Below are 26,786 nucleotides of genomic sequence, written 5' to 3' on the forward strand. Positions count from 1 at the left end.
TTATGCTGGCGACATGTTCGAATACAACGAAGCCATCGCCTACGCCCAGGCGCATGAAGTGGGCTGGCCGCGCGATCCGGCCGCGGAGCCTGCGCGCTGGGGCGTGCATCACGACGATCCGCCGCCGTACAACCGCCTGCGCGGGCCGGTGCATGCGCGCGGCGGTGTCTCCGGCGTGATCCGGCGGCACGGGCGCGAGGTCGCGGCCTGGGGCGAGCCGGACCGCGCGGACCTCACCTTCAGCGTCGCGAAGACCTATCTCGCGCTGCTGGCCGGCGTGGCGCACATGCGCGGCCTGCTGCCCGACGTGGACGCGCCGGTCGCCGCGCGCCTGCCGGGCATCGGCTTCGACGACGCGCACAACAGCGCGGTGACGTGGACGCACCTGCTGCAGCAGACGAGCGAGTGGCAGGGCGACTGCCTCGGCATGCCCGAGCAGGTGGAACATCACCGCCGCGTGCCGCACGATCCCAAGCCGCCGACGGGGAAGAAGGGCGAGCGGCGCGAACTGCACGCGCCGGGCACGTACTGGGAATACAACGACGTGCGGATCAACCAGTTGTCGCTCGCGCTGCTGCATCTTTTCGGCCGGCCCTTGCAGCAGGTGTTCGAGGAGGCGATCCTGCATCCGCTCGGCGGCGGCGCCGCGGGCAGCGGCTGGCAATGGGTCGGCTACGACGACGCCTGGGTCGACATCGGCGGGCAGCGCATCCAGTCGGTGCCGGGCGGCTCCCACTGGGGCGGCGGCGTGTCGATTTCCGCGCGCGACCAGGCGCGCATCGGCCAGCTCATGCTCGACGGCGGCATGCACGAGGGCCGGCCCCTTCTGCCGCCGGGCTGGGTCGAGCGCATGCGAAAGCAATCGCCCGTCGCGCCCTTCTACGGCTCGCTGCTCTGGCTCAACGTGGATGGCGCGATGTTCCCGGATGCCTCGCGCTCGAGCTATTTCATGACGGGCGCGGGGGGGCACTACACATGGGTCGATCCGGAGCACGACGCGGTGATCGTCGTGCGCTGGCTCGACGGTCCGCACGCGACCGGCTTCGTCGCCCGAGTCGCGCGCGTCCTGGCCGCCTCATCCGCGAACGGAACGGCCAGGGGGTAGAGCGCAGCCGGATCACATCGCCGTGGTTTCGCGGCGGATCGTCTCGCGGGCGCGGTGGTCGCCCGCGCGGTCCTGCTTGCCGAAGGCATGCTCCAGGGCATTGGACAGTTTCGTGGCCGCGCCGCGGAATGCGAGGTCCTGGTTGGCGGCATGGTGCGTCACCGCGACAGGCGCATGGCCGGTCAGGCGCGCCTCGAGCATGCAGCGCTTGTCGTCGGCGCCGCCCTTGGTTCCGTGGTTCTCGTCGGTGAGATGCACTTCGATCGCGGTGATGTCCTGGCTGAACCGCGCGAAGTGATCGTTGAGATAGTCCGTCGCCCATTTCTCGAGCGTTTCGGTGTTGTCGATGCCGTTGCTGGTATTGACCTGTACATGCATTGGAATGATTCCTTTCTCTTTGATCCCAGTCTGACCCGGCACGTGCGGGGCGCAAGCAGGCAAGCCAGCGTCGGGCTGTCGGACTCGGCTGGCGTGCCGGGTTTATGCTCGGACGCAATCCAAGGAGAATTCAAGCATGGCCGAGCTTCAAGGCATCGTCGCGGAAACAGCGCCGAATCCGACGAACTGCATCATCATCCTGCACGGCCTCGGCGCCGACGGCAACGACTTCGTGCCGATCGCCGAGCAGCTGGACCTGGAGGCGGTGAAGGGGCCCATCCGCTTCATCTTCCCGCACGCGCCGGTGATCCCGGTGACGATCAACGGCGGCTACCGCATGCGGGCGTGGTACGACATTCTCGGCACCGAGTCGCAGGGCGTCCAGGATGAAAAAGGGCTGCGCTCTTCGATGGCGGCGGTGCATGCGCTGATCGACCAGCAGGTCGCGGGCGGCATTCCCGCGTCGCGCATCGTGCTCAGCGGCTTCTCGCAGGGCTGCGCGATGTCGCTGCTGTCGGGGCTTCGGTACGAGGAGAGGCTCGCGGGCATCGCGGGCCTGTCGGGGTATCTGCCGCTGGGCGAGAGCCTGGCGGCCGAACGCAGCGAGGCGAACAAGGCGCTGCCGATCTTCCTGGCGCACGGTTCGGTCGACGAGATGATCGACCTCGAACGCGCGGAGCGTTCGCGCGACCAGCTGCAGTCGCTCGGCTACGAGGTGCAATGGCACGAGTACCCGATGGGGCATTCGGTGTCGCCGCAGGAGGTCCACGACCTCAACGAGTGGCTGCTGCGCGTGCTGGCCTGACGGGCGGCGGCACGAGGCGCGCGCGGCGCGCGAGGCGCGCGAGGATCAGACCTCGCCGCCGAACTTCTTCACGAGGTTCGCGATGTACTTGTCCACGAGCTTCTCGAACTCGCCGGCGACCACCGGCTCGACGATCATCTTCATGAGGCCGGGCAGCGGCACGTCGACCGTGCCCTGAATTTTCAGCAGGATCTTCGTCGACTTGCCCTTGTTGTCGGCGATCTTCCAGCTGCCGCCGACCTGCGCGTTGCCGACGTCCTTGACCGGCGTCCACTTCACGGTGCCCTTGGCCTTGTCGCTCGCGTACTTGCTCGCGTAGACGGTCTGGATGTTGACCTGCGGCGTGCCGACCTTCTGCATCTCCCATTTGTAGACGCCGCCGCCGAGGTCGGTGAGCTTGTCCACCTTGGGGAAATGGGCCACGGAGGCGGGGACGTCCGAGAGGACGCCGAAGACGTCGTCGTACTTCGCCTTCACCTCGAATTCGTAGCCCAGGTCGATCGGCACCGTGATGGCCATGCGGGTCTCCTCGTCGTCGTGAGGCGAGTGTACTCAGGCCCGGGACTGCCGCCAGGCGGCCGCGCGTTCGAGCGCGCCGCGCGCAGCGTTCACCACGGTGTCCACCGCCGCTTCGGCGCCGCCGGCCGTGAGCGCGACGCCGCGCGTGTAAAGGTCGCCGAAGACGTCGCGCGCATGGTTGGCGTTGCGCTTCGTCTCCGCGGCGAGATGCCCGCTCGATTGCTGCAGCGCGGCATCCCAGCGTTCCCGGGCGAAGGCGCCGAACCTCTCGCCGCCTTCGCGCCATGCGCCGATGGCGGTGCGAGCGGTGCTGTCGAAGCCGTCGATGGCCTGCTCGGCCACGGTGGAGAATTGCCTTGCGTACATGATCGAAACCTCCGTTGCGTTGAATCGGTCGGATTCTCCGCATGCCGCATAGGGCGCGCGACCTAAAGGTCTAGGGGGCGCCGTCTAGCGGAAAATGCCCGGCCTTGCGCAAGCACGGATTGCCCAAAGGTGCTAACTTCCCGCCGAGAGAAGAGACGACAGGTTCATGAGCAAACTAACGCAGCCCCCGGCAATGCTTCCGCCCGAGCGGCTCAAGGGCATTCGCCGCGGCATCGAGAAGGAGAGCCTGCGCGCCACGAGCGGCGCGTTGCTCGCCATGACGCCGCATCCGGCCGCGATCGGCTCCGCGCTCGCGCACCCGAACATCACCACCGACTACAGCGAAGCGCAGCTCGAGCTGATCACCGGCGTGCATGCCAGCGTGGAGCAGTGCCTCGAGGAGCTCACGCAGATCCACCAGTTCACCTATCGCGCGCTCGGCGACGAGCTGATGTGGGTGAGCAGCATGCCGTGCAACCTGCCGGCCGACGAGAACATTCCCATCGGCCGCTACGGTTCGTCCAACGTCGGGCGCGCCAAGAGCGTCTATCGCATGGGCCTCGCGCACCGCTACGGGCGGCGCATGCAGACCATCAGCGGCATCCACTACAACTGGTCGCTGCCGGGCGTGAGCGACGCTCAGTACTTCGCGCTGATCCGCAACTTCCGCCGGCACGCCTTCCTGCTGCTCTATCTGTTCGGTGCGTCGCCCGCGGCGTGTTCGAGCTTCGTCACCGGCCGCCGCCACGAACTCGAATCGCTCACGTCGCAGACCGTCTACATGCCCTACGGCACGTCGCTGCGCATGGGCCGCCTCGGCTACCAGAGCGAGGCGCAGGCGAGCCTGGCCGTGAGCTACAACAGCCTCGACGGCTATGCCGCCTCGCTGCACGACGCCCTCACGCGGCCGTATGCGGCCTACGAGGCCGTGGGCATCGTGAACCCGGGCGGCGAATACAACCAGCTTTCCACGACGCTGCTGCAGATCGAGAACGAGTTCTACGGCACCATCCGGCCCAAGCGCGTCATCCGCCCCGGCGAGCGTCCGCTGCATGCGCTGCGCGAGCGCGGCGTCGAGTACGTCGAGGTGCGGCTGATGGACCTCGACCCCTTCGTGCCCATCGGCATCAAGGCGCAGACGATCCGCTTCCTCGACGTGTTCCTGCTGCATTGCCTGCAGGCCGACAGCCCGCCCGACACGCCGGCGGAGATCGCGGCGCTCGGCCGCAACCAGCACAAGACCGCCGCTTACGGCCGTCAGCCGGGCCTCCTGCTCGAGCGCGACGGCGGCGAAGTCGGCCTGACGGACTGGGGCGCGGAGATCGTCGCGGCCTGCAAGCCCATCGCGGCGCAGCTCGACGCCGCGCATGCGACCACCGATTACTCGGACGCGGTGCGCGCGGCGGAGGCGCTGCTTTCCGACCCCGACATGCTGCCCTCGGCGCGTGTGCTCGCGGCCATGGCGAAGGACCACGAAAACGGCTTCACGTCCTTCGTGCTCGATCAATCGCAGCGGTCCAAGGCGACCTTGCTGAAGCTGCCGTACCCGGCGGCCGTGCAGACGCGTCTCGAAGCGGCGGCGAAGCAGTCGATCGAGGAACAGGCGGCGATCGAGGCCGTGGACAACGTGCCCTTCGAGGCTTTCCGCCAGCAGTACGTTTCGCCCGAACGTCTCGAACTCTCGAAGGAAGCCGCCGGTTCCGTCCTGGCAGCGGCCTGATCCCGTCTCCGGTTCCGTGAAGGCCTTCACGGCCGAGCCTGCGTATGACGCGCCGTGCGGCGACTTGCGTGTGCGTCCTACAGGCGGGAGTCAGCCTGAAGTTCAAAGTCTGCGTCGATCAGCTGTCACACGTTGAACAGGGGAAAGACCATGACCGATTCGAAACTGCTCACCTTTGCGGGCCTGGCCCTCGCCGCCTCGCTGTCCATGTCGCCGGCCTTCGCGGAGAAGGGCGGCCATGGCCATGGAAATGGCCACGGCCACGACAAGGCCGAGAAACACGCGCAGAAGCATGCCGACAAGGCCGAGAAGCATGCGCGGAAGCAGTTCGAGAAGGCGCAGAAGCGTGCCGACAAGCAAGCCGAGCGCGCCTGGAAGGACGATCGCCGGGCGCATGCGCACGCCGCGCCGGCCGCGCGCCGCGACGACCGCCGGCGCCAGGACATCCGAGTCGGCACTTTCTTCAACGACCGGCACCGCACCGTCGTGCGCAACTACTACGTGACGAACTACCCGGTCGGCAAGTCCTGCCCGCCGGGACTCGCGAAGAAGCACAACGGCTGCCTGCCGCCCGGCCACGCGAAGCGGCTCGCGCTCGGCCAGCCGGTCCCGGCCGGCGTGACCTACTACACCGTGCCGCAACCGGTGCTGGTGCAACTGCCGCCGGTGCCGTACGGCTACCGTTACGTGCGCGTCGGCAACGACATCGCGCTGCTGTCGCCGCAGACCGCCCTGGTGGTCGACCTGATCGGCGGCCTGCTCGGCTGATTCCCGGACGTCATTCCCGCCTTCGCGGGAATGACGAAATGGCCCGTCAAGCCTCCTGGAACGCCTCCTCCCGCGTCTTCTTGAACGCGGGCAGCGCGACGATGGCAATCATTCCAACAGTCGCGATCAGGAGACCGAGCGACAGCGGGCGCGTCACCAGCGTGGAGAAGTCGCCACGTGCGAGCAGCAGCGCGCGGCGCAGGTTCTCCTCCATCATCGGACCCAGCACGAAGCCCAGCAGCAGCGGGGCGGGCTCCATCCCGCAGCGCGCGAACACGTAGCCCAGCACGCCGAAGCCCACCGTGACGAACACGTCGAACACGTTGTTGTTGATCGAGTAGACCCCGATGCAGCAGAACACGAGGATGGCGGGGTAGAGGTAGCGGTAGGGCACCTTCAGCAGTTTCACCCACATGCCGATCAGCGGCAGGTTGAGGATGATGAGGATGGCGTTGCCGAGCCACATGCTGGCAATGAGGCCCCAGAACAGTTCGGGGTTGCTCGTCATCACCTGCGGGCCGGGCTGGATGTTGTGGATCGTCATCGCCCCCACCATCAGCGCCATCACCACGTTGGACGGAATGCCCAGCGTGAGCAGCGGCACGAAGGAGGTCTGCGCGCCCGCGTTGTTCGCGGCCTCGGGACCCGCCACGCCTTCGATCGCGCCGTGGCCGAACTCGCGCGCGTGCTTCGAGAGCTTCTTCTCGAGCGTGTACGACGCGAAGGCCGAGAGCGTCGCGCCGCCGCCGGGCAGCATGCCCAGCAGCGTGCCGAGCACGGTGCCGCGCAGGGCCGCGGGGATGAAGCGGCGGAAGTCGTCGCGCGTGGGAAACAGGTTGGACACGTGGCTCGTGAAGGTCTCCCGGTGCTCGCGTTGCTCCACGTTGCCGATGATCTCCGCGAAGCCGAACAGTCCCATCGCCAGCGCGACGAAATTGAGGCCGTCGGTGAGCTCCGGCACGTCGAACGAGTAGCGCGCAACCCCCGAGTTGACGTCGGTGCCGACCAGGCCCAGCACGATGCCCAGCAGGATCATGCCGATCGCCTTGATGAGCGAGCCCGAGGCGAGGACGACGGCGCCGACGAGGCCGAGCACCATCAGCGAGAAATACTCGGCCGGCCCGAACTTGAAGGCGAGTTCGGACATCGGGGTCGCGAAGGCGGCGAGCACGAGCGTGGCGAAGCAGCCCGCGAGGAAGGAACTGATGCCGGCGGTGGCGAGCGCCGCGCCGGCGCGGCCCTTGCGCGCCATCTGGTAGCCGTCGATCGCGGTCACGACCGAGGATGCCTCGCCGGGCAGGTTGACGAGGATGGCGGTGGTCGAGCCGCCGTACTGCGCGCCGTAGTAGATGCCCGCGAGCATGATGAGCGCGGCGACCGGCTGCAGCGAGTACGTGATCGGCAGCAGCATCGCGATGGTGGTGGAGGGGCCGAGCCCCGGCAGCACGCCGATCAGCGTGCCGAGCACGCAGCCGATGAGGCAGAAGAAGAGGTTTTGCAGGGTCAGCGCGGTCTGGAAGCCGAGCGCGAGGTGGGAGAACAGTTCCATGGCGCGGTGCTCAGTTCATCAGGAACGAGGGCCACAGCGCGATCTGGAGATTGATGCCCCAGATGAATGCCGCGGTGCTGAAGACGGTGAGGAAGGCCGCGTTGGCGAACGCGCCGCGCCAGGAGAACTCGTGGCTCGCGCGGCTGGAGACGAGCACGAGCACGACGATGGACGCGATCAGCCCGGCCGGCTGCAGCATGAGGCCGAAGAGAATCACCGCGCCGAGGATCCAGGCCATGGCCCGCAGGTCCGGCGACTTGACCTTCGCCGGCGCGGCCCGCGCGCGCATGCCGCTCGCCAGCGTCCACACGCCGACCGCCGCGAGCAGCACGCCGACCCAGAACGGGAACCAGCCCGGGCCCATGCGCGCCGGATCGCCGAGCTTGTAGTTGAGGGCGCCGAGGGCGAAGCCCGCCCCGGCGAGGATGTAGACGATGCCGGCGGCGAAGTCCTGCTGGTTTCGGATCCTGGTACTCATTCGGCGTTTTATATCACTACATGATGTAAATGCATCACACCATGACAGAAAACGGTCAGGCACGCCGGTTGCGCCGTGTAGAGTTACCGGATGGCAAAGCGCAAATCCCCGTCGATCGGGTCACTCGCTCCGCTCGACAAGGAAGGGCTGGAGCGGATGTCGCGCATGCGCTGGGAGGTCCGCCGTTTCCTGCGCTTCGGCGAGGAAGTGGCGCGCGAAGCGGGCGTGACGGCTCTGCAGTACTACCTCCTGCTGCACACTCAGGGTTTCCCCGGGCGCGAATGGGCGAGCATCGGCGAGCTGGCTGAGCGCCTGCAGTCCGCGCCGCATGGCGTGGTCGCGCTCGTCACCCGCTGCGAGGAGCTCGGGCTGGTGCGCCGCGTGCCGAACGCGCTCGACGCGCGCATGGTCGAGGTCCATCCGACCGCGAAGGGCCGCCGCCTGCTCGACCGGCTCGCCCCTCAGCTGCAGTCCCACCTGCCTGAACTGGCGGCGGTGATCGAAGCGGCGCGGGACTGAGGCGGGCACGGCCCCGGCGCCCGCCGGCTCCCGCCGGCCCCTATTGCCGACGCGCCATGAATTGCGTACTTTCATTTGCAGTCGCGAATCGTGCGAAGCCCGCGGGGCCGTACCCTTCTGCTACGGCTCGCCCCGGCGCGCAATCCGAACCTGCCCTCGATTTGCCCCGGCGCGACGAGTTCTACAATTCCGGGTCATGGCGAAAGAAGAACTCATCGAAATGCGGGGCAAGGTGGCCGAAGTGCTGCCCGACTCCCGCTACCGCGTGATCCTCGACAACGGCCACGAGCTGGTCGCGTACAGCGGCGGCAAGATGCGCAAGCACCACATCCGGATCATCGCGGGCGACAGCGTGACGCTCGAGCTTTCGCCCTATGACCTGAGCAAGGGGCGGATCATGTTCCGCCATCTGCCCGGACGCGGCTAAAGCGTTCGCCGCGGGCGCGGCTTGCGCCGCGAGGGGCAAGCCCCTATCTTGTCTGGATGACCTCCGCCATTCGCGCTCCCGCAGTCGCCGGCATGTTCTATCCCGGCGAAGCCACGACCCTTCGCGACACGGTTCGCCGGCTGCTCGATGCGGCCCCGGCCCGGCCGACCCATGAATCGTGGCCCAAGGCGCTGATCGTTCCCCATGCCGGCTATGTGTATTCGGGCGCCACGGCGGCGCAAGCCTTCGCGCAACTCGCACCCGCGCGCGGTATCGTCCGGCGCGTGGTGCTGCTCGGCCCGGTCCACCGCGTGCCGGTGCGCGGGCTCGCGCTGCCCGGCGCGTCGGCCTTCCGCACGCCGCTGGGCGAAGTGCCGCTCGATGAAGAAGGCGCGCGTGCCATCGCCTCGTTGCCGCAGGTCGTGACGAGCGCGCCCGCGCACGCGCACGAGCATTCGCTGGAGGTGCAACTGCCCTTCCTGCAGGAAGTGCTGGGCGACGTCTTCGCGCTGCTGCCGCTGGCCGTGGGCGACGCGACGCCGCAGGAGGTGGCGCAGGTGCTCGACGCGGTGTGGGGCGGGCGCGAGACCCTCATCGTCATCAGCTCCGATCTCTCGCATTACCTGACTTATGCGAACGCGCAGCAGGTCGATCGCGCGACGGTCGACGCCATGCTGTCGGGCCGTGCGACGCTGAATCACCGGCAGGCCTGCGGTGCGACGCCGGTCAATGGCTTGCTGCTGGCGGCCGGCAAGCGCGGCCTGGCGTCGCGCCTGGTGAAGCTGTGCAACTCGGGCGATACGGCCGGCGACCGCGATCGCGTGGTCGGCTATGCGTCGCTCGCTTTCGACGATGCGCCGGACGGCGGCGACGCGAAGGCGGCGGCGCCGCGGGCCGGCGAGGTGCCCGACGATGCCGGCGCGATCCTGCTGCCCATCGCCCGCGCCGCCATCGCGCAGGCCATCGGCGTCGCCGCCGGGGCTCCGGAGGGCGCCGCCTGGCTGCAGCGGCAGGGCGCGACCTTCGTCACCCTGACGATGAAGGGCGCACTGCGTGGCTGCATCGGCACGCTCGAGGCCCATCGCACGCTGCTCGACGACGTGCGGCACAACGCCGTGGCCGCGGCGCTGCACGACCCGCGCTTTCCGCCGCTGAAGGCGGGCGAATGGCCGGACCTTGGCGTCGAAGTCTCGCTGCTCTCGCCGCCCGCGCCGATGCCCGTGCGCAGCGAAGCGGATGCGCTCGCGCAGATGCGCCCCGGCATCGACGGCATCGTGCTGCGCGCCGGCACGCGCCGCGCCACGTTCCTGCCGCAGGTATGGGAGCAACTTCCCGATCCGCGCCGGTTCCTCGCGCACCTGAAGGCCAAGGCCGGACTGCCTCCGGACTTCTGGTCGCCCGACGTGCGGATGGAGCGCTACACCGTGCGCAAGTGGCGCGAAGAGAAGGCAGAGGGCGGCGAATGAACCACCCCGGCCGCTGGTGGCACGCGCTGGAGGACGGCCGCATCCAGTGCGACCTGTGCCCGCGCGACTGCAAGCTGCACGACGGCCAGCGCGGCCACTGCTTCGTTCGCATGCGCGAGGGCGACGGCATCGTTCTCACGACCTACGGCCGCTCCTCGGGCTTCTGCGTCGACCCCATCGAGAAGAAGCCGCTGAACCACTTCCATCCGGGCTCGAGCGTGCTGTCGTTCGGCACGGCGGGGTGCAACCTCGCCTGCAAGTTCTGCCAGAATTGGGACATCAGCAAGGCGAAGGACATGGACCGGCTGATGGACTCTGCCTCGCCCGACGCCATCGCACGGGCGGCGCGGCAGGTCGGCAGCCAGAGCGTGGCGTTCACGTACAACGACCCGGTGATCTTCGCGGAGTACGCGATGGACGCCGCCGATGCCTGCCATGCGCAGGGTGTGAAGACGGTCGCGGTCACGGCCGGCTACATCCACCTCGCGGCCGCGCGCGAGTTCTACGCGAAGATGGATGCGGCGAACGTCGACCTGAAGGCGTTCACCGAATCTTTCTATTTCCGCCAGACGGGCGCGCACCTGAAGCCGGTGCTGGACACGCTGGCCTTCATCCGCCACGAGACGGATTGCTGGCTCGAGATCACGACCCTGCTGATTCCGGGACTGAACGACGATCCGGCGGAGCTCAAGTCGTTGAGCGAATGGGTGCGGCGCGAACTCGGCCCCGACGTGCCCCTCCACTTCACCGCCTTCCATCCCGACTACAAGATGCGCGAGATCGGTGCGACGCCGTTGGCGACCCTCGTGCGGGCCCGCGAGATCGCGATGGGTGAGGGCCTGAACCATGTGTACACCGGCAACGTCCATAACAAGGCAGGCGACACGACCTTCTGCCCCGCCTGCAAGGCGCCCGTGATCGAGCGCGACCGGTATGCGATCGAGCGGTATGCGCTCACGCCCGCCGGTGAGTGCGCGCACTGTGCGCAGCCGATCGCGGGCCGTTTTTCGGAGAAGGCCGGCGACTTCGGCCGCAGGCGCATCCCGGTGCGGCTGGCCGCCTGAGGCAGGCGCTCCCGGTAACGGACGCCGGGGTCCGCAGCGGGTATGCTGGCCGCACCATGAGCACCCCGCCCGCATCCCTGCCCGCATCGCTGCCCGACCTGCTGCGTGCGCTGCCGAAGGCCGAACTCCACATCCACATCGAAGGATCGCTGGAGCCCGAGCTGATCTTCCAGCTCGCGAAGCGCAACCGGGTCGCGCTGCCCTATGCGAGCGTCGAGGATCTGCGCCGGGCGTACGCGTTCAGCAACCTGCAGTCCTTCCTCGACATCTACTACGCCGGGGCCAGCGTGCTGCTGAAGGAGGACGACTTCCACGACATGGCCTGGGCCTACCTGCTGCGCGCGAAGGCCGACAACGTGTTGCGCGCCGAAATCTTCTTCGACCCGCAGACGCATACCGCGCGCGGCGTGGCGATGGAGACGGTGGTGAACGGGCTGCATCGGGCCTGCGTGCGCGCGAAGGCGGAACTCGGCATCGACGCCGAACTCATCCTGTGCTTCCTGCGGCACCTCAGCGAAGCCGAGGCGTTCGAGACGCTCGAGCAGGCGATGCCGTATCTCGACCGCATCATCGGCGTGGGGCTGGATTCGAGCGAGGTGGGCCATCCGCCGGAAAAGTTCGCGAAGGTCTTCGCACGCTGCGGCGAGCTCGGGCTGCACCGCGTGGCGCATGCGGGCGAAGAGGGGCCGCCCGAGTACATCCGGTCGGCGCTCGACATGCTGAAGGCCGAACGCATCGACCATGGCGTGCAGGCGGTGAAGGACCCCGACCTGATGCGTCGGCTCGCGCGGGAGCGTATTCCGCTCACCGTGTGCCCGCTGTCGAACCTGAAGCTGTGCGTGTTCCCCGATCTCGCGCAGCACAACCTGCGGCAGTTGCTCGATGCGGGGCTGGTCGCCACCGTCAACTCGGACGACCCCGCCTATTTCGGCGGCTACATGAACGACAACTTCGTCGAGGTGTTCGCCGCGACGGGCATGGATGCGAAGCACGCGCGCCAGCTCACGCTCAACAGCTTCGAGGGCAGCTTCGCCTCCGCCGCCGCGAAGCGCGGCTACGTCGACCGGGTGGAAGAGACCTTTGCCCGCTTCGCCGGTTCGGCCTGAGGAGACGCCGATGCGGATCTTCAAGCTGACGCTGAAGGCGTTGCTCGCGCTCGTGCTGCTCGCCATGGCCGCGGCCGCCGTCTACGTGTGGCGCAGCTTTCCCGCGCTCGATGGCGAAGTCCGCGCCGCGGGCCTGGCCGCGCCGGTGCAGGTGCGGCGCGATGCGTCCGACGTCACGCACATCGAGGCGCGGAGCCAGGCCGATGCCTACTTCGCGCTCGGCTGGGTGCATGCGCAGGAGCGCGGCTGGCAGCTCGAATTCAACCGGCGCGTGATGCGTGGCGAACTGAGCGAGGCCTTCGGCGCCACGACGCTCGACACCGACAAGCTGATGCGCAGGCTCGGCATCATGCGCGCCGCCAAGGCCCAGTGGGCCGCGCTGCCGGCGGAGTACAAGCCCTTGCTCGTCGCGTATGCGAACGGCATCAACGCCTTTCATGCAACGGGCTCGCAGGCCTTGCCGCCGGAGTTCCACCTCACCGGCGTCAAGCCCGGCGCGTGGGCGCCCGAGGACAGCATGGGCTGGGCGCTGATGATGGCGCTCGACCTCGGCGGCAACTGGGGCACGGAGTTCGCGCGGCTGGCCGTGCTGCAGCGGCTCGACACGCAGCAGTTGTGGCAGCTCATGCCGCCGTACGCCGGCGATGCCCCGGCGACGGCGGTGGACCTCGCGGCACTGTATCGCTCCCTCAACGTGTACCGGCCCGCCGGGGCCACGCCCGCGAAGACGGCGGTCAACACGCACCCCCTCGACGAATGGGCGCGCGGCCTCGGCCACCTCGAAGGCATCGGCTCCAACAACTGGGTCGTGGCGGGCTCGCACACGCAAGGCGGCAAGCCGCTCGTCGCGAACGATCCGCACCTCGGGCTGAGCGCGCCCGCGATCTGGTATTTCGCGCGCATCAAGGCGCCCGCGCTGCCGGGCGGCAAGCCGCTGGATGCCATCGGCGCGACCTTGCCCGGCCTGCCCGCCGTGGTCCTGGGCCGCACCGCGGGCGTGGCCTGGGGTTTCACCAACACCGGCCCGGACGTGCAGGACCTGTACCTGGAGCAGATCGATCCCGCGAACGCGAAGCGCTACCGCACCCCCGAAGGCTGGGCCGAGTTCGACTCGCGCGAGGAAACGATCAAGGTCAAGGGACGGCCGGACGAGAAGCTGACGGTGCTGTCCACGCGCCACGGTCCCGTGCTGAGCCATGGCCATGCGCCCTACGAGGAAGTGATCGACACGAAGCGCTATGCGCTCGCCCTGCGCTGGTCCGCGCTCGACGCCGACAACCTGACGGTCGCGGCCGGCCTGCGCGCCAACTATGCGCAGACGGCGGACGAGCTGTTCGAGGCGTATTCCGCGCACCACTCGCCGATGCAGAGCGTGGTGGCCGCGGACACGCAGGGCAGGACGGCCTACCAGGCCATCGGACGCGTGCCGCTGCGCAGGCCGGAGAACGATCTGCGCGGCGTCGCGCCCGCGCCGGGCTGGGACGCGAAGTACGACTGGGCCGGCTGGATTCCCGCGAGCGAGACGCCGCGCGTGGCGCACGCCGCCATCGAGAAGAAGGGCTGGCATGCGACGGCCAACCAGCGCATCCACGGCAAGGACTATCCGCATTTCATCGGCAGCGACTGGAATTCGGCGGAACGCTTCGACCGCATCGAAACGCTCCTGGCGAAGACGCCGAAGCACACGGCGCAGTCGATGCGCGACGTGCAGGCCGACATCGTGTCGCTGGCCGCGCAACGCCTGCTGCCGATCCTGCGCGCGACGAAGAGTACGCATCCGCAGGCCGAGGGCGCGCTCGCCCTGTTCAGGGACTTCGACGGAACGATGTCGGCCGATGGCGCCGCGCCGCTCGTGCTCTCGGTGTGGGCCGACGAACTGACGCGCGGGCTCGTCGTGCCGAAGATCGGCGAGGCGCGGTTCCGGTCGCTCTACGGCAAGCGCACGTTCCGCGCGGGCCTCGAGACGATGCTCCTCGAACCGAAAGCGTCGGCTTCGTGGTGCGACCCCGCGGGCTGCGGCGTGGACTCGGCCAAGGCGCTGGACCGCGCGCTCGACCGCATCGTCGCCGAACAGGGCCGCGATGTCGCGCTCTGGCGCTGGGGCAAGGCGCATCCGGCGATGTCGGTCCACCGTCCGCTCGGCAATGTCGCGGTGCTCGCGAGGTTCTTCGACGTGCGCGTTCCCACCGGCGGCGACCCCTGGACCGTGAACGTGGGCCAGTACTGGGCGAGCGATCCGAAGATGCCGTTCGCGAACCGGCACGCCGCGAGCCTGCGCGCGGTGTACGACCTCGCGGACCTCGAGAAGTCGCAATTCATCTACCAGACGGGGCAGAGCGGTCTCGTCTTCAGTTCGCGCTACCGCGACATGAGCCAGGAGTGGGCGCAGGTCCGCTATCGGACGCTTCAGCTCAACCCCTCCGCATGGCGGCACGCCTCCACGTTGACACCCTGAACTAAAATCGGGGTTGCAAGAGGCCGCAGTTCCGCGGCCTCTGCCATGTAGAGGACCACCATGTACAAAAACCTCGCTGCCGCGCTCGCGGCCGCCTGTTGTTTTCTTTCCCCTTCGTCGAACGCGCAAAAAGCCGAGCCGCTGAAGGTCGGCTTTCTCCATGTCGCGCCCATCACCGACGCCGGCTGGGTGCGCCAGCACGAGGAGGGCCGACTCGCGGTGCAGGCCGCGCTCGGCGACCGCGTGAAGACGAGCTTCGTCGAGAACGTTCCCGAGGGTGCCGATGCCGAGCGCGTGATCCGCGAGATGGCGGCGAGCGGCCACAAGCTGATCTTCACCCCGAGCTTCGGCTACATGGAGCCGACGCTGAAGGTGGCGCGCGACTTTCCCGGCGTGAAGTTCGAATCGATCACCGGCTACAAGACGGCCGACAACGTGGCCGTGGCGAACGCGCGCTACTACGAGGGTCGCTACCTCGCGGGCGTCGCGGCTGCGCGCATGAGCAAGACGCACGTGGCCGGCTACGTCGCCGGCTTTCCCATTCCCGAGGTGCTGCAGGGCATCAACGCCTTCGCGCTCGGCATGCGTTCGGTCGAGCCGAACGCGACGGTCAAGGTGGTGTGGCTCAACGCGTGGTTCGACCCGCCGCGCGAGCGCGACGCGGCCATGGCGCTGTTCAACCAGGACGTCGACGTGATCGCCTTCCACACCGCATCGACGGCGGTGATGGCCGCCGCGCAGGAGCGCGGAAAGTTCGCCATCGCCTACCACTCCGACATGCGCAAGGTCGCGCCCGACGCGCAGGTCGTGGCCGTCACGCACCACTGGGGGGACTACTACACGCGCCGCACGCGCGCGGTGCTCGACGGCACCTGGAAGAGCGGCGCCGTCTGGGGCGGCGTGAAGGACGGGATGATCCGCGTCGGCGATTTCGGCACGCGCGTGCCCAAGGCGGTGCAGGAGCAGGTGCTGGCGCGGCAGCGCGACATCGCGGCCGGCAAGCTGCACCCGTTCACCGGGCCGCTGGAGGACAACACCGGGCGGCCGGTGCTCGCGCGCGGCGCCGTGATGAGCGACGCGCAGATCCTCGCCATGGACTATCTGGTCGCCGGGGTCGTCGGCAAGGCGTCAAAATGAAGGCATGAAGGGATACCGCGCCGCACTGCTGCGATTCGACGAGGACACGGGCGCCGCGATCCACGACGAGGACGGATTGCTCGTCATCGGCCCGGATGCGAACGGCCGGAAGGTCGTACGCGCCGCCGGTGCGTACGCCACGCTCGCGCGCAACTATCCCGGCGTCGCCATCGAGGACCTGCCGGGGCGCATCCTCGCGCCGGGCTTCGTCGACCTGCACATCCATTTCCCGCAGACGGACGTGATCGGCTCGCCCGCCGAAGGCCTGCTGCCCTGGCTGGACAACTACACCTTTCCGCACGAGTCGCGCTTCGCCGACCCTGCGTATGCAGCGGGCGTGGCGCAGGTGTTCCTCGACGAGCTCCTGCGCAACGGCGTGACGACCGCGCTCGCCTTCGCCACCTCGCATCCGGGTTCGGTCGATGCGCTCATGGAGGCTTCCCGTGCGCGCGGCCTGCGCATGATCGCGGGCAAGGTGCTGCAGGACCGGCATTCGCCCGACGGCGTGCGCGACGAGACGGAGCAGTCGCTCGTCGACACCGAGGCGCTCATCCGCCGCTGGCACGGCGTGGACCGGCTCGGCTACGCGATCACGCCGCGTTTCGCACCGAGCTGCACGCCCGGGCAGCTGCGCGGGGCGGGCGAACTCGCCGCGAAGTACCCGGACGTCTGGATCCAGTCGCACGTCGCCGAGAACAAGGACGAGATCCGCTGGGCGCACGAGCTGTTCCCGGACGCGCGCAGCTATCTCTCGGTGTACGACGGCTTCGGCCTCATGCGCGAGCGGGCGATCTACGCGCACTGCATCCACATCGACGACGAAGACCGCGCGCTGATGCGCTCGACCGGCGCGGCGGCGGCGGTGAGCCCCACCAGCAACCTCTTTCTCGGCTCCGGTTTCTTCGACTACGAAGGCGCGCGCCGCATCGGGTTCCGGCACGGGCTGGCCAGCGACGTCGGCGGCGGCACGAGCTTCAATCCGTTCCACACCATGCTCGCGGCGTACTACGTGGGCCGCGAAGGGCAGACCAAGCCCGGCGTGAGCCTCGGCCCCCAGAACCTCTGGTGGCAGCACACGGCAGGCGCCGCGCAGGCGCTGGGACTCGAAGGGGTGATCGGCAATCTGCAGCCGGGCTGCGAAGGCGATTTCGTGGTGCTGAACCCGGCGGCCACCCCGCTGCTCGCGCGCAAGACCTCGCAGGCGCGAAACCTCGACGAACTGCTGTTCTCGCTGATCGTGCTGGGCGACGACCGCGTGATCGAGCGGACCGTCGTGTCCTGAGGGGCGCGGCGCGCCCTAGACGTCTTCCTCGGAATGCCCCTGCAGCGGCCCGAGGAAGTTCTCCAGCCCGCTCGTCCACGCGAACGCCTTTGCGTTCACTTCGTCCATGTGCCGGCAGTCCACGCGGCTCGCCTCGAACATCCTGCGCGCCGCCAGGTTGGCGCGTTCGTGGTGCGGCTTCTCGCGCAGGTAGACGACCGAGGTGATGCCGGCCTGGATGATCGCCTGCGTGCAGCGCGGGCAGGGGAACTGCGTGGTGTAGATGCGCGCGTTGGTCAGCGGCAGCACCACGCAGTTGAGCGTGGCGTTGATCTCGGCGTGCACGACATAGCTGTGGCGCGAATGATAGGGGTCGCTGTCGTCGTCGGACCAGAACACCGGGTCCTGGTCGTCGCAGCCGCGCGGCAGGCCGTTGTAGCCGACGCCGATGATGCGCTGGTCGGGGCTCACGATGCAGGCGCCGTTGCGCGCGCGATGGTCCTTCGAGCGGGCCGCGGCGAGCAGGGCGACGCCCATGAACATGGAATCCCAGTCGAGGAGGGCGGCGGGTGCGGTGCGCTTCGGTTCGGGCGTGGCCATGGGGCTTGATCGTACACAGACTGGGGTGTTACCATGGTAGCACTCCCGACGGGAGTCCCGCAGCAGTCCCGATCGCAGTACCCGACATGAAGACGATTTCCGTGAAGCTCTCCGAAGACACCCGGTCGCGGCTGGAACGCATCGCCGCCGAAGAAGGCACCACGCCCCACGCGCTCATGGTCAGCGCGATCGAAGGCGAACTCGAGCGGCGCGAGAAGCGCAGCTCTTTCTACCAGGACGCGATGCAGGCGCGCGCCGAGATGATCGCGTCGGGCAAGGCGTACGACGGCAAGGAGATGATCGCGTATCTCCGGGCGCGTGCGCGCGGCGAGTCGCCCGCGAAACCCAAGCTCAAGTCGCTCAAGACCCTGATGCAGCGCAAGCCGTGACGCAGGTGATCGTCACGCCGCGCGGGCAGGCGGACATCGAGCGGCTGTGCGATTTCCTGCTCGATTCACGTCCGGAAGAAGCGGCGCGCACCGCGTCGCTGCTGGCGGATGCTCTCGCCATTCTGGAAATCCACCCGGAAGTGGGCCGGCCGTACGATCTCGAGTCGCGCGAACTCGTCATCTCCCGTGGACGCAGCGGCTACCTCGCGCTCTACCACTACGACGAAGTGGCCGACATCGCCACCGTCATGGCCATCCGCCACCAGCGCGAGGCCGGCTACCACTGACGGCCGCGCCCAACCGCACCGATCCTGTCCTACAGCGGGATGCGGTGGCGGCGAGCGGCGCGGCCGCGCGCGCCCGCCTACGATCAAGACATCCAAGGAGCGCGGCGATGAAACAAGAGTGGCTGGAACCCGAAACCGTTGTCCCGCGCACCCCCATGTTCTGGGCGGTGGTCGGGACCCTCGTCGTCGGCCAGCTGGTAGCGCTCGTGATGCTGTGCAGCGGGCAGGTCGAGAAGGCCGAGGCACGGCATGCCGAATTCCAGATGCAGCAGACCGCGCTCGCCGACTGCCTGCAGTACATCCCCGGCGCCACCATCGGTTCGTGTACGGCGCGCATCGCCGGCAACGGGGACGACGCCGCCTCCGCCGTTGCCGCTTCCGACACGCGCGTGATGGGCGCCACGCCCGTGAATTTCGTCATTCGCTGACCCGGCCGCGCGGCCGTCTTCGGCACGGCGTGAGTTCGCGCCGAGGGACGGGACCGATCGGGGCTACGCCTCCGCGCCCTCGAGCAAAAAGCGAACGCGCCGCACGCCCTGCCACTCGTCCGCATCGAGCCGGAACGCGATCTTGACCCGCGACGGCAGAAGCTCCGTGCGCCCGAACCAGATGCCGTCCACAGGCTGGCCCTGGTGCCGCAGCTTCACCGCAAGGTGCTTCTCGCCCACCAGGCGCTGCGACACGACCTCGACCTCTTCGCTGAACAGCGGCGGCGCGAAGCCCTGACCCCATACCGCATCGTGCAGCGTGTCCACGACGTCCGCGCGCCGGTACTCGGGCGCGAGCGGGCCGTCCGTCTGCAGCCGGCGCTGCAGCGTGGCCGCGTCCAGCCACTCCTGCGCCACCTCGTTCAGCGCCTGCTCGAACACGTCGAAGTGTTCCTCGGCGATGGTGCAGCCCGCCGCCATTGCATGGCCGCCGAAGCGCAGCAGCACGCCGGGGTGCCGCTTCGCGACGAGGTCGAGCGCGTCGCGCAGGTGGAAGCCGGCGATGGAGCGGCCCGAGCCTTTGAGCTCATGCTCGCGCCCCGGCGCCTGGCTCGCCGCGAAGACGAAGCAGGGCCGGTGCAGCTTGTCCTTGATGCGCGAGGCGACGATGCCGACCACGCCCTCGTGGAAATCGGGGTCGAAGACGCAGATGGCGGCAGGCGGCGTGTCGCCTTCCTCGAACAGCATCTCGGCGACTTCCATGGCCTGCTCGCGCATGCCGCTTTCGATCTCGCGCCGCTCGCGGTTGATGCCTTCGAGCGTGCGGGCCAGCTCGTCCGCGCGCGCGGCATCGTCGGTCAGCAGGCATTCGATGCCGATGGTCATGTCGGCGAGCCGGCCCGCGGCGTTGATGCGCGGGCCGAGCGCGAAGCCGAAGTCGAAGGTGTTCGCGTGTTGCGCGCGCCGGCCGGCGGCGGCGAAGAGGCTCGAAAGTCCGCAGGGCGATCCGCCCGCGCGAATGCGCTTGAGCCCTTGCGCGACGAGCCGGCGGTTGTTGGTGTCGAGCTTCACGACGTCGGCGACGGTGCCCAGCGCCACGAGCGGCAGCAGCCCGTCGAGCCTGGGCTGCGACTCGCCGGTGAAGACGCCGCGCGCGCGCAGTTCGGCGCGCAAGGCGAGCAGCACGTAGAACATCACGCCGACGCCCGCCAGCGACTTGCTCTCGAAGTCGCAGCCGGGCTGGTTGGGGTTCACGATCACCGCATCGCCGGGCAATTCCGCACCGGGCAGGTGATGGTCGGTGACGAGCACCTCCAGGCCCAGCGCGCGCGCGGCGGCGACGCCTTCGACGCTCGCGATCCCGTTGTCCACGGTGACGAGCACATCGGCGCCGAGCGCCTTCACGCGCTTCGCGATGGGCGGCGTGAGGCCGTAGCCGTCCGCGACGCGGTCGGGCACGAGGTAGGTGACGTCGCGCGCGCCGAGCAGGCGCAGCCCGCGCACCGCCACCGCGCAGGCGGTGGCGCCGTCGCAGTCGTAGTCGGCGACGATGCAGATGCGCGCATCGCGCGCGATGGCGTCGGCCAGCAGCGCCGCGGCCTCGGCCGTGCCCTTCAGGGTGGCGGGAGCGTGCAGGCGCGCGAGGCCGTCGTCGAGCTCGTCCTTGCCGTGGATGCCGCGAGCGGCATAGAGGCGGGCGAGGAGGGGATGGATGCCGGCCTGCTCGAGCGCCCAGGCGGCGCGCGGAGGAACGTCGCGGGGAATGATTTTCACAAGGTCTCGAGTGTCGCCGCAATCGAGGAGCGGGCGAAGATGCGGGAAAGGAAAGCGACGCGTTGAGCGACGCGCCCCCACGCGCCGGATGGCGTGGACCACGTGCGTGCGTTGCGCTCGCCGCACAGGGTGAGCGAGACGGGGCGTCCCGCGTCGGCCGCGGCGTTCAGGTGCGCGCAGGTGTCGGCGTCCAGCGTTTGCCAGGCGGCGGTCCAGGCCGCGGCGTCCTGCGCCAGTGCCGGCGCGCGCAGGCGGTCGTCGAGCTGCACGGACGTTGCCGGCTCCAGGGGAGCCGGCGAATCGAGCGCGCCCGCGCCCGCGATCCAGAACGAATTCACCGGCAGCAGCCCGCGCGCCAGCCGAGCCTCCGTGATCGGATGCGTGTAGAGCAGCATCTGCATTTCCTGCTGCAGGCGGCGCAGCGGCCGCGTTTGCGCATCGCGCTGCAACCAGTCGTCGACGTTGCGGCCGATCACGCGGTCGAGCGATGCGGTGGCGAGGCCCCGGAAGATCTCGCCGCTCGCCAGCCAGGCGGTCGGGGCGTGCCAGGCGAGCGTGATTCGATCCTGCGCGAACCAGGGCTGCATGACGCCGAGCAGTTCGCGCGATTCGGCCTCGGCGAGGTCGAGTTCGGCCGGATCGCGCATCGCGACGTGATCGCGGCCCACGGCCCAGTGGCAAGGCGTGATCCAGGCGTGGGCCCGCCCGTCCATCTGCCCGGTCTCGCGCGCGGCGTGCCATGCGGCCCAGGGAATGGAGCCATCGGCCGGAGCCAAGCCATGCAGGCGGGCCAGCGCCCGCTCGTGCGGCATCGACAGCGCGTCGGCACCCCCCTCGTCGCCGTCGCCGGGCGCGGTGGTTGTCAGGCGCGCCAGCAGCTTCTGCAAGTGCGGCAGCCGCAGCTCCGCATGAGCGGGGGCGAAGGATGCGCCGCCCGCGGCGAAAGGAATGATCGAGTGGAAGCCGTCCGACACGCGGCGTATTGTCGGGGATGCCACAATGCCGAGCCACATGAGCCCGTCCAGACCGTCCAGACCGCCCCGGCCCCACCGCGCCCCCCTCGCGTGGAGCGCGCATTGAAGCTGCCTTACGAGCTCGTCCTCGGCTGGCGCTACACGCGCGCCGGCCGCGCCGCGCGGCGCAACGGTTTTATTTCGTTCATCTCGGGCGTGTCCATGCTCGGCATTTCGCTCGGGGTGGCGGCGCTCATCATCGTGCTGTCGGTGATGAACGGCTTCCAGAAGGAAGTGCGCGACCGCATGCTGAGCGTGGTGTCGCATATCGAGATCTACGGTCCCGGCGGCGGCGTCCTGCCGGATGCGAACCGCACCCTTGCCGAAGTGCGCAAGCACCCGGCGGTGGTCGGCGCGGCGCCTTTCGTGGCGGCGCAGTCGCTCATGGCGCGCGGCGAGGACATGCGCGGCGCGCTCGTGCGCGGCATCGACCCCGCGCTGGAGCCGCAGGTCACGGACCTCGCGGCCGCCTCCCGCGAGACGCTGGCGAAGCTGGCGCCCGGCGCGTTCAACGTCGTGCTCGGCGCCGAACTCGCGCGCAACCTCGGCGTGCGCGAGGGCGACCCGGTGACGCTCATCGCCCCCGGCGGCCAGGTCACGCCCGCGGGCGTGGTCCCGAGGCTGAAGCAGCTGACCGTGACCGGCACTTTCGACTCCGGCCATTTCGAATACGACAGCGGCCTCGTGCTCCTGCACTGGGAGGATGCGGCGCGCATCTTCCGCCTCGAAGGCCCGACCGGCGTGCGCCTGAAGCTGAAGGACCTGCACCAGGCGCGCGCGGTGGCGGCCGAACTCCAGACGCAGCTCACCGGCCCCTTCCTCATCCGCGACTGGACGCGGCAGAACCGCACCTGGTTCGCCGCGGTGCAGCTCGAGAAGCGGATGATGTTCATCATCCTCACCCTGATCGTCGCCGTCGCGGCGTTCAACCTGGTGAGCACGCTCGTGATGACCGTGACCGACAAGCGCGCCGACATCGCGATCCTGCGCACGCTCGGCGCGAGCCCGGCCAGCATCATGGGCATCTTCGTCGTGCAGGGCGCGGCGGTCGGCGTGATCGGCACGCTCGCGGGCCTGCTGCTCGGCCTCGGCGTCGCCGCGAACATCTCCACCCTCGTGCCCGCGCTGGAGCACGCGCTCAACGCGAGCTTCCTGCCGAAGGACATCTACCTCATCAGCCGCATGCCCAGCGAGCCGCAGGCGAGCGACATCGTGCCCATCGCCGTCATCTCGCTCGTGCTCGCGTTCCTCGCGACGATCTATCCGAGCTGGCGCGCGAGCCGCGTCAACCCGGCGGAGGCGCTGCGCTATGAGTGACGTGGTGATCGAGGGCCGGGGCCTCGCCAAGCGCTTCCACGACGGCGAGCTCGACGTCGAGGTGCTGCGCGGGGTCGACCTCACCGTGCGCGCGGGCGAGACGCTCGCGATCGTCGGCGCGTCGGGCTCGGGCAAGAGCACGCTGCTGCACCTGCTGGGCGGCCTCGATGCGCCCAGCGCGGGCAGCGTGCGGCTGATGGGGCAGGACCTGTCCACGCTCACGCCCGCGCAGCAGGGTCAGCTGCGCAACCGGCACCTGGGCTTCATCTACCAGTTCCATCACCTGCTGCCGGAGTTCAGCGCGCTCGACAACGTGGGCATGCCGCTGCGCATCCGGCGCGAGCCGATGGAGCGGGTGAATTCGGCGGCGGCGGACATGCTCGGCGCGGTCGGCCTGGCGGCGCGCGTGAAGCACCGGCCGGCCGAACTCTCGGGCGGCGAGCGCCAGCGCGTCGCCATCGCGCGGGCGCTGGTCGCGCATCCGGCCTGCGTGCTGGCCGACGAACCCACCGGCAACCTCGACCGCTCGACGGCCGACGCGGTGTTCGACCTCATGCTCGCGCTCGCCCGCGACCGGGGCACGGCCTTCGTGATGGTGACCCATGACGAGAGTCTGGCGAAGCGCTGCGACCGCGCGCTTCGCATCACGTCGGGTCGGCTGGGGGTTTGACCCTTACAGAATACGATTGAACCAGAGCAGCGACAGGCCGGCGGAAAGCAGCGTCAGCGCCGCCGCGAGCATCGCGAACAGGGCCGACACCTCGGTCTCCTTCTTCTCGACGGTCAGCTTGGAGCTGAGCGCCTCGTAGACCTTCTTCAGGTCCTGCGCCGTCCCGGCGTAGTAGTACTCCGCGCTCGTCTTGTTGGCGATCTGCTTGAGCGTTTCCTCGTCGAGGCGCACGCGCATGGACCAGCCTTCGAAGCCGATGGTCTCGCCGTCGACGGTGCCGATGCCCACCGTGTAGACGCGCACGCCGCGGTCGGCGGCCATCTTGGCGGCTTCGATCGGATCGACGCCCGTGGTGCGCTGGCCGTCCGTGAGCATGATGATCGCGGCCGAGTTGTAGGAGCCGGCGGCGACCGGCTCGCGCTTCTTCTGCTCCTTCCTCTCGGTATCGATGGCGAAGCCGCGCTGCCGGTCGCGCCCGCCGGGCATGGACTGCAGGTCGATGCCGTCGTCGGGGAAGAGCGTGGCGAGCGAGATCACGATGGCATTGCCGGTGGCCGTGGCGCGCTGCAGCTGGAAGCGGTCGATGGCGGTGACGAGGTCCTCGCGGTTCACCGTGGGCAGCTGCGCCACCTGCGCGGACCCGGCGAAGGCGACGATGCCCACCTTCACATGGCGCGGCAGTTCGGTGATGAAGGCCTTGGCCGCGTTCTGCGCGGCCACGAGCCGGTTGGGCTGCACGTCGGTCGCGCGCATGCTGCCCGACACGTCCATGGCGAGGATGATCGTCTGCTGGTTCGAGGGCAGCGTGACCACCGCAACGGGCCGCGCCGCGGCCAGCAGCATCGCCGCCATCGCGAGCAGGAACAGGACCGGCGGGATGTGCCGCCTGAGCTGCTGCCCCGTGCCCATCGCTTCCTTGACGATGGACAGCGACGCATAGCGCACCGCCATCTTTCGCTTGCGGCGCAGCAGCCACAGGTAGGCGAACACGAGCAGCGGCAAGGCCAGGAGGAACCAGAGGTTTTGGGCCCAGAGGAAATTCATGATTGCCACCCCTTATCGGTTGCCATTGTCATGCGCGTTTCAGGTGCGCGGGGACCGCACCGGTCGCGAGGCGAATGCGCAACTTGCGCATGTCGACGAAACGGACGATGGCGTCGACCAGGTCGCCATCGGTGGCGAGCTCGAGCGTGTCGACGCCCGAGCGCGTGAGCGCCTCGCGCAGCTCCGCCTCGCGCTGCGCGGCGATCCGCGCGAAGCGCTTGCGAAAGCCGCTGTCGTGCGTGTCCACCAGGATCTGTTCGCCGGTCTCGGCGTCGCGCATGGTGAGCAGGCCGAGGTCGGGCAGATCGAGCTCCAGCGGGTCGAGCACGCGCACGGCCACCACTTCGTGGGTCTGCGCGAGTTGCGACAGCGGCTTTTCCCAGCCCGGCTCGCTGATGAAATCGGACACGACGAAGATCGTGGAGCGGCGGCAGATCATGCTCGCCGCGGATGACAGCAGCTCGTGCAGCCGCGTGATGCCGCCTTCGGCATGCGGCGGGCGCTCCTGGATGCTGTGCAGCAGGTGCAGCACGTGGCGGCGGCCGCTGCGCGCGGGAATGACGGCGTCGACGCCCGAGCCGTAGAGCATGCCGCCGACCCGGTTGCCATGCCGCGTGAGCAGGCGCGAGAGCACGGCCACGAATTCGGCCGACACGGTGCGCTTGCGCGTCTCGCCCGAGCCGAAGTCCACCGAGGGACTCAGGTCGAGCAGGAACCAGGCCGACATCTCGCGGTCTTCGGTGAACACGCGCACGTGCGGCACGTCGGTGCGCGCGGTGACGTTCCAGTCGATGTGGCGCACGTCGTCCTGGTGCTGGTATTCGCGCAGGTCGGCGAGGTCGAGCCCGGTGCCGCGCAGCAGCGTGCGGTAGTCGCCCTGCAGCAGGCCGTCGAGTCGCTTGACGACCTTCCACTCCAGGCGCCGAAGCACGGCCTCCGCACTGGGAGAGCCCGCAGGCGGCGCGTCGGCGCCCGCCGTGTCCGGGGCAGCGGCGGAACCGGCTTTGCCGTGCCGCTCGCTGCGCCCCCCTTGGGGGGAAGCGCCTTCGGCGCCGCGGGGGGGCGCCGACTTTTTAAGCCACCAGCTTTTCATGCTCGAGGGGTTTGGCCGGCGCCGGGATCTTCGCCATGATCTTCGCGATGATCGCGTCGCTCGACAATCCTTCCGATAGCGCCTCGTACGACAGCACCACTCGGTGGCGAAGCACGTCGTTCACGAGGTCGGTCATGTCCTCCGGCAGCGCGTAGCCCCGGCCACGCAGCATGGCCAGGGCGCGCGCGCCTTCGACCAGGTTGATCGTCGCGCGCGGGCTGGCGCCGAAGGTGATGAACTTGCCGAGGTCCTTCAGCCCATGGCGATCCGGCCAGCGCGTGGCGGACACCAGCTTCACCGCGTACTGCACGAGCGCGGGGTCGACGTAGACCTGCCGGCATTCCTGCTGCAGCGCGGCGAGTTGCTCGGTGGTCGCCACCGACGTCACCGCCACGGCCGCGCCGGTGACGCGCTGCACGATCACGAATTCTTCTTCGTCCGTCGGGTAGTCGACCAGCACCTTCATCATGAAGCGGTCGACCTGCGCCTCGGGCAGCGGGTAGGTGCCCTCGGTCTCGATCGGGTTCTGCGTGGCCATCACGAGGAAGGGGCTCGGAACCTTGTGCGTCTCGCCCGCGATCGTGACCTGCCGCTCCTGCATCACCTCCAGCAGCGCGCTCTGCACCTTGGCCGGCGCGCGGTTGATTTCGTCGGCGAGCAGCAGGTTGGCGAACACCGGGCCGAGCGAGGTGGCGAATTCGCCGGTGCGCTGGTTGTAGATGCGCGTGCCCACCAGGTCGGCCGGCACCAGGTCGGGCGTGAACTGGATGCGCTTGAACTGCCCGCGCATGGTGTTGGCGAGCGTTTTCACCGTGAGCGTCTTCGCGAGGCCCGGCACGCCTTCGACCAGCAGGTGCCCCTGCGCGAGCATGGCGACCATGACCCGTTCGAGGAAGCGGTCCTGGCCGACCACGACCCGTTTGACCTCGTAGAGGATCTGTTCCATCAGTTGCGCGGTGGCGCTGTCGGAGCGGCTGGTGAGTTCCATGAAGTCCGTGGAGTGGGAAGGAAAGGGATGGGACGAAACCGGAGCGGCCGCCTGCGGATGC

Annotated in this window: 28 protein-coding genes; 17 read left to right on the forward strand and 11 right to left on the reverse strand. The window is 69.1% G+C overall.

Translation table 11 applies throughout. From position 1 onward, the window contains the following. Window positions 1-13: 13 nt before the first annotated feature. Window positions 14-1,105, forward strand: a complete 1,092-nt coding sequence (locus AB7E83_RS11755) for a serine hydrolase domain-containing protein (RefSeq protein WP_428569452.1) — start codon at window positions 14-16, stop codon at window positions 1,103-1,105. 12 nt (window positions 1,106-1,117) lie between these two features. On the opposite strand, the gene AB7E83_RS11760 is transcribed toward AB7E83_RS11755, so the two are convergent. After that, a complete protein-coding gene (locus AB7E83_RS11760; protein WP_428569454.1) occupies window positions 1,118-1,483 on the reverse strand; it encodes an HPF/RaiA family ribosome-associated protein in 366 nt (121 codons plus the stop codon). A 136-nt stretch (window positions 1,484-1,619) separates the two neighbouring features. Here AB7E83_RS11760 and AB7E83_RS11765 point away from each other — a divergent pair, with 136 nt between their 5' ends. Beyond that, window positions 1,620-2,288 carry an alpha/beta hydrolase gene (locus AB7E83_RS11765; protein WP_428569457.1) on the forward strand — a complete coding sequence of 223 codons (669 nt, stop codon included), beginning with the start codon at window positions 1,620-1,622 and terminating at the stop codon, window positions 2,286-2,288. Window positions 2,289-2,333: 45 nt separating this feature from the next. Here AB7E83_RS11765 and AB7E83_RS11770 read toward each other — a convergent pair whose 3' ends face one another. Both AB7E83_RS11770 and AB7E83_RS11775 read right to left on the reverse strand, forming a co-directional pair. Next, window positions 2,334-2,807 carry an SRPBCC family protein gene (locus tag AB7E83_RS11770; RefSeq protein ID WP_428569460.1) on the reverse strand — a complete coding sequence of 158 codons (474 nt, stop codon included), beginning with the start codon at window positions 2,805-2,807 and terminating at the stop codon, window positions 2,334-2,336. Between the two features lie 33 nt (window positions 2,808-2,840). Beyond that, window positions 2,841-3,173 (reverse strand): hypothetical protein, encoded by a 333-nt coding sequence (locus AB7E83_RS11775; protein WP_428569463.1) that lies wholly within the window; start codon window positions 3,171-3,173, stop codon window positions 2,841-2,843. Between the two features lie 166 nt (window positions 3,174-3,339). Between AB7E83_RS11775 and gshA the strand changes: the two genes are divergently transcribed. Beyond that, window positions 3,340-4,893: a glutamate--cysteine ligase gene (gene gshA, locus AB7E83_RS11780; protein ID WP_428569466.1), complete on the forward strand. Its 1,554-nt coding sequence runs from the start codon at window positions 3,340-3,342 to the stop codon at window positions 4,891-4,893. A gap of 150 nt (window positions 4,894-5,043) precedes the next feature. After that, on the forward strand, window positions 5,044-5,661 hold the full coding sequence (locus tag AB7E83_RS11785) for a hypothetical protein (RefSeq protein WP_428569469.1): 618 nt from the start codon (window positions 5,044-5,046) through the stop codon (window positions 5,659-5,661). Window positions 5,662-5,707: 46 nt separating this feature from the next. Here the strand turns inward: AB7E83_RS11785 and AB7E83_RS11790 are convergent, their stop codons facing one another. Both AB7E83_RS11790 and AB7E83_RS11795 read right to left on the reverse strand, forming a co-directional pair. Beyond that, entirely contained in the window at window positions 5,708-7,210 is a 1,503-nt protein-coding gene (locus AB7E83_RS11790) for a tripartite tricarboxylate transporter permease (RefSeq protein ID WP_428569472.1), read from the reverse strand. 10 nt (window positions 7,211-7,220) lie between these two features. Next, entirely contained in the window at window positions 7,221-7,688 is a 468-nt protein-coding gene (locus AB7E83_RS11795; protein ID WP_428569475.1) for a tripartite tricarboxylate transporter TctB family protein, read from the reverse strand. 90 nt (window positions 7,689-7,778) lie between these two features. Between AB7E83_RS11795 and AB7E83_RS11800 the strand changes: the two genes are divergently transcribed. The 8 genes from AB7E83_RS11800 to guaD all read left to right on the forward strand — a co-directional run bounded on the left by AB7E83_RS11800 (window position 7,779) and on the right by guaD (window position 17,144). Further along, window positions 7,779-8,207: a MarR family winged helix-turn-helix transcriptional regulator gene (locus tag AB7E83_RS11800; protein WP_428569478.1), complete on the forward strand. Its 429-nt coding sequence runs from the start codon at window positions 7,779-7,781 to the stop codon at window positions 8,205-8,207. Window positions 8,208-8,403: 196 nt separating this feature from the next. Beyond that, window positions 8,404-8,634 (forward strand): translation initiation factor IF-1, encoded by a 231-nt coding sequence (infA, locus tag AB7E83_RS11805; protein ID WP_428569480.1) that lies wholly within the window; start codon window positions 8,404-8,406, stop codon window positions 8,632-8,634. A gap of 56 nt (window positions 8,635-8,690) precedes the next feature. After that, on the forward strand, window positions 8,691-10,100 hold the full coding sequence (gene amrB, locus AB7E83_RS11810) for an AmmeMemoRadiSam system protein B (protein WP_428569482.1): 1,410 nt from the start codon (window positions 8,691-8,693) through the stop codon (window positions 10,098-10,100). Next, on the forward strand, window positions 10,097-11,164 hold the full coding sequence (gene amrS / locus AB7E83_RS11815) for an AmmeMemoRadiSam system radical SAM enzyme (RefSeq protein WP_428569485.1): 1,068 nt from the start codon (window positions 10,097-10,099) through the stop codon (window positions 11,162-11,164). Before amrB ends, amrS begins: the two co-directional genes overlap by 4 nt. Window positions 11,165-11,220: 56 nt before the next feature. Continuing rightward, window positions 11,221-12,270, forward strand: coding sequence for an adenosine deaminase (locus tag AB7E83_RS11820; protein ID WP_428569487.1), 1,050 nt, complete (start codon window positions 11,221-11,223; stop codon window positions 12,268-12,270). 10 nt (window positions 12,271-12,280) lie between these two features. After that, window positions 12,281-14,725, forward strand: a complete 2,445-nt coding sequence (locus AB7E83_RS11825; protein WP_428569490.1) for a penicillin acylase family protein — start codon at window positions 12,281-12,283, stop codon at window positions 14,723-14,725. A gap of 60 nt (window positions 14,726-14,785) precedes the next feature. Further along, window positions 14,786-15,862 carry a BMP family ABC transporter substrate-binding protein gene (locus tag AB7E83_RS11830; RefSeq protein WP_428569493.1) on the forward strand — a complete coding sequence of 359 codons (1,077 nt, stop codon included), beginning with the start codon at window positions 14,786-14,788 and terminating at the stop codon, window positions 15,860-15,862. A 4-nt stretch (window positions 15,863-15,866) separates the two neighbouring features. Next, window positions 15,867-17,144: a guanine deaminase gene (gene guaD / locus AB7E83_RS11835; protein WP_428569496.1), complete on the forward strand. Its 1,278-nt coding sequence runs from the start codon at window positions 15,867-15,869 to the stop codon at window positions 17,142-17,144. A 15-nt stretch (window positions 17,145-17,159) separates the two neighbouring features. On the opposite strand, the gene AB7E83_RS11840 is transcribed toward guaD, so the two are convergent. After that, window positions 17,160-17,723, reverse strand: a complete 564-nt coding sequence (locus AB7E83_RS11840; RefSeq protein WP_428569497.1) for a deoxycytidylate deaminase — start codon at window positions 17,721-17,723, stop codon at window positions 17,160-17,162. Between the two features lie 86 nt (window positions 17,724-17,809). Between AB7E83_RS11840 and AB7E83_RS11845 the strand changes: the two genes are divergently transcribed. The 3 genes from AB7E83_RS11845 to AB7E83_RS11855 all read left to right on the forward strand — a co-directional run bounded on the left by AB7E83_RS11845 (window position 17,810) and on the right by AB7E83_RS11855 (window position 18,827). Then, window positions 17,810-18,112 (forward strand): CopG family ribbon-helix-helix protein, encoded by a 303-nt coding sequence (locus AB7E83_RS11845; RefSeq protein WP_428569499.1) that lies wholly within the window; start codon window positions 17,810-17,812, stop codon window positions 18,110-18,112. Then, window positions 18,109-18,399 carry a type II toxin-antitoxin system RelE/ParE family toxin gene (locus AB7E83_RS11850; RefSeq protein WP_428569502.1) on the forward strand — a complete coding sequence of 97 codons (291 nt, stop codon included), beginning with the start codon at window positions 18,109-18,111 and terminating at the stop codon, window positions 18,397-18,399. Before AB7E83_RS11845 ends, AB7E83_RS11850 begins: the two co-directional genes overlap by 4 nt. 107 nt (window positions 18,400-18,506) lie before the next feature. Further along, window positions 18,507-18,827: a hypothetical protein gene (locus AB7E83_RS11855; RefSeq protein WP_428569505.1), complete on the forward strand. Its 321-nt coding sequence runs from the start codon at window positions 18,507-18,509 to the stop codon at window positions 18,825-18,827. 63 nt (window positions 18,828-18,890) lie between these two features. Here the strand turns inward: AB7E83_RS11855 and recJ are convergent, their stop codons facing one another. Then, window positions 18,891-20,600 carry a single-stranded-DNA-specific exonuclease RecJ gene (gene recJ / locus AB7E83_RS11860; RefSeq protein ID WP_428569508.1) on the reverse strand — a complete coding sequence of 570 codons (1,710 nt, stop codon included), beginning with the start codon at window positions 20,598-20,600 and terminating at the stop codon, window positions 18,891-18,893. After that, window positions 20,597-21,574 carry a phosphoglycerate mutase gene (locus AB7E83_RS11865; RefSeq protein WP_428569510.1) on the reverse strand — a complete coding sequence of 326 codons (978 nt, stop codon included), beginning with the start codon at window positions 21,572-21,574 and terminating at the stop codon, window positions 20,597-20,599. The genes recJ and AB7E83_RS11865 overlap by 4 nt, the downstream gene beginning before the upstream one ends. Before the next feature lie 102 nt (window positions 21,575-21,676). Between AB7E83_RS11865 and AB7E83_RS11870 the strand changes: the two genes are divergently transcribed. Beyond that, on the forward strand, window positions 21,677-22,930 hold the full coding sequence (locus AB7E83_RS11870) for a lipoprotein-releasing ABC transporter permease subunit (RefSeq protein WP_428569512.1): 1,254 nt from the start codon (window positions 21,677-21,679) through the stop codon (window positions 22,928-22,930). Continuing rightward, window positions 22,923-23,600, forward strand: coding sequence for a lipoprotein-releasing ABC transporter ATP-binding protein LolD (gene lolD, locus AB7E83_RS11875; protein ID WP_428569514.1), 678 nt, complete (start codon window positions 22,923-22,925; stop codon window positions 23,598-23,600). Before AB7E83_RS11870 ends, lolD begins: the two co-directional genes overlap by 8 nt. 3 nt (window positions 23,601-23,603) lie before the next feature. Here the strand turns inward: lolD and AB7E83_RS11880 are convergent, their stop codons facing one another. From AB7E83_RS11880 to AB7E83_RS11890, 3 genes are all read right to left on the reverse strand, one after another. After that, window positions 23,604-24,644: a VWA domain-containing protein gene (locus AB7E83_RS11880; RefSeq protein WP_428569517.1), complete on the reverse strand. Its 1,041-nt coding sequence runs from the start codon at window positions 24,642-24,644 to the stop codon at window positions 23,604-23,606. Between the two features lie 28 nt (window positions 24,645-24,672). Further along, complete coding sequence (locus tag AB7E83_RS11885; protein WP_428569519.1) at window positions 24,673-25,575, reverse strand: DUF58 domain-containing protein; 903 nt, start codon at window positions 25,573-25,575, stop codon at window positions 24,673-24,675. 142 nt (window positions 25,576-25,717) lie between these two features. Further along, window positions 25,718-26,725 carry an AAA family ATPase gene (locus AB7E83_RS11890; protein ID WP_428569522.1) on the reverse strand — a complete coding sequence of 336 codons (1,008 nt, stop codon included), beginning with the start codon at window positions 26,723-26,725 and terminating at the stop codon, window positions 25,718-25,720. Window positions 26,726-26,786 lie beyond the last annotated feature (61 nt).

Origin of the sequence: Ramlibacter sp., assembly GCF_050250995.1 — a bacterium.
Taxonomy (GTDB): Bacteria; Pseudomonadota; Gammaproteobacteria; order Burkholderiales; family Burkholderiaceae_C; genus Ramlibacter.

Coding starts and splice junctions, on each gene's coding strand:
- AB7E83_RS11755 (WP_428569452.1), top strand. CDS start 14: ATGTTCGAATACAACGAAGCCATCGCCTACGCCCAGGCGCATGAAGTG.
- AB7E83_RS11760 (WP_428569454.1), bottom strand. CDS start 1,483: ATGCATGTACAGGTCAATACCAGCAACGGCATCGACAACACCGAAACG.
- AB7E83_RS11765 (WP_428569457.1), top strand. CDS start 1,620: ATGGCCGAGCTTCAAGGCATCGTCGCGGAAACAGCGCCGAATCCGACG.
- AB7E83_RS11770 (WP_428569460.1), bottom strand. CDS start 2,807: ATGGCCATCACGGTGCCGATCGACCTGGGCTACGAATTCGAGGTGAAG.
- AB7E83_RS11775 (WP_428569463.1), bottom strand. CDS start 3,173: ATGTACGCAAGGCAATTCTCCACCGTGGCCGAGCAGGCCATCGACGGC.
- gshA (WP_428569466.1), top strand. CDS start 3,340: ATGAGCAAACTAACGCAGCCCCCGGCAATGCTTCCGCCCGAGCGGCTC.
- AB7E83_RS11785 (WP_428569469.1), top strand. CDS start 5,044: ATGACCGATTCGAAACTGCTCACCTTTGCGGGCCTGGCCCTCGCCGCC.
- AB7E83_RS11790 (WP_428569472.1), bottom strand. CDS start 7,210: ATGGAACTGTTCTCCCACCTCGCGCTCGGCTTCCAGACCGCGCTGACC.
- AB7E83_RS11795 (WP_428569475.1), bottom strand. CDS start 7,688: ATGAGTACCAGGATCCGAAACCAGCAGGACTTCGCCGCCGGCATCGTC.
- AB7E83_RS11800 (WP_428569478.1), top strand. CDS start 7,779: ATGGCAAAGCGCAAATCCCCGTCGATCGGGTCACTCGCTCCGCTCGAC.
- infA (WP_428569480.1), top strand. CDS start 8,404: ATGGCGAAAGAAGAACTCATCGAAATGCGGGGCAAGGTGGCCGAAGTG.
- amrB (WP_428569482.1), top strand. CDS start 8,691: ATGACCTCCGCCATTCGCGCTCCCGCAGTCGCCGGCATGTTCTATCCC.
- amrS (WP_428569485.1), top strand. CDS start 10,097: ATGAACCACCCCGGCCGCTGGTGGCACGCGCTGGAGGACGGCCGCATC.
- AB7E83_RS11820 (WP_428569487.1), top strand. CDS start 11,221: ATGAGCACCCCGCCCGCATCCCTGCCCGCATCGCTGCCCGACCTGCTG.
- AB7E83_RS11825 (WP_428569490.1), top strand. CDS start 12,281: ATGCGGATCTTCAAGCTGACGCTGAAGGCGTTGCTCGCGCTCGTGCTG.
- AB7E83_RS11830 (WP_428569493.1), top strand. CDS start 14,786: ATGTACAAAAACCTCGCTGCCGCGCTCGCGGCCGCCTGTTGTTTTCTT.
- guaD (WP_428569496.1), top strand. CDS start 15,867: ATGAAGGGATACCGCGCCGCACTGCTGCGATTCGACGAGGACACGGGC.
- AB7E83_RS11840 (WP_428569497.1), bottom strand. CDS start 17,723: ATGGCCACGCCCGAACCGAAGCGCACCGCACCCGCCGCCCTCCTCGAC.
- AB7E83_RS11845 (WP_428569499.1), top strand. CDS start 17,810: ATGAAGACGATTTCCGTGAAGCTCTCCGAAGACACCCGGTCGCGGCTG.
- AB7E83_RS11855 (WP_428569505.1), top strand. CDS start 18,507: ATGAAACAAGAGTGGCTGGAACCCGAAACCGTTGTCCCGCGCACCCCC.
- lolD (WP_428569514.1), top strand. CDS start 22,923: ATGAGTGACGTGGTGATCGAGGGCCGGGGCCTCGCCAAGCGCTTCCAC.
- AB7E83_RS11880 (WP_428569517.1), bottom strand. CDS start 24,644: ATGAATTTCCTCTGGGCCCAAAACCTCTGGTTCCTCCTGGCCTTGCCG.
- AB7E83_RS11890 (WP_428569522.1), bottom strand. CDS start 26,725: ATGGAACTCACCAGCCGCTCCGACAGCGCCACCGCGCAACTGATGGAA.